Annotated in this window: 1 protein-coding gene; it reads right to left on the bottom strand. The window is 55.7% G+C overall.

Translation table 11 applies throughout. The features are described from left to right. Positions 1–497 (bottom strand): asparaginase domain-containing protein (locus tag ACTHS8_RS10820; protein ID WP_440373711.1); only part of this gene is annotated, 497 nt, incomplete at its 3' end. Positions 498–535 lie beyond the last annotated feature (38 nt).

The following is a 535-nucleotide window of genomic DNA, read 5'->3' on the forward strand; positions in this document are numbered from 1 at the left end:
TCAAAACCTGCGGCGGTCTCGGTGCTGACTTTGCTGCTGCCGACGGCGGGGAAGAGCTTGCCGTCAAAGGCAATCACCACTTGTTTGAGTTTGAGCGAGAAAGCGGAAACGGCGGTGGCAAGGTTGCACGGCGCATCGCTGTTGGCGGCATCGTAAGGCCATTGCGAGCCGGTCAGGATAATGGGTTTGTCCAAGCCTTGCAGTGAAAGGGCGAAGAGGTTGGCAGTGTATGCCATGGTATCTGTGCCGTGCAGCACCAAAATGCCGTCATAGTCAGGCAGTTTGGCGATAATAAGCTCCAACCAGTCGCGTTGGTTTTGCAGCGTTACTGCGGAAGAATCGATGAGCGGCTGGCAAACGTGCCATTCGAAATCAAGGCCATCTGAAAAGGGGGCAAGGGCTTTATCGACGAGAGCGGTGTCGGGACGCAGGCCGGCGCTGCTTTGGGTCATGCCGATGGTGCCGCCGGTGTAGAGGACGAAGATTTTTTGTTTCATGGTGTTTCTGATGAATGATTGAGGCCGTCTGAAAGCGG

This window comes from Neisseria sp. P0016.S008 (assembly GCF_051957775.1).
In the GTDB taxonomy this organism is placed as follows: Bacteria; Pseudomonadota; Gammaproteobacteria; order Burkholderiales; family Neisseriaceae; genus Neisseria; species Neisseria flavescens_B.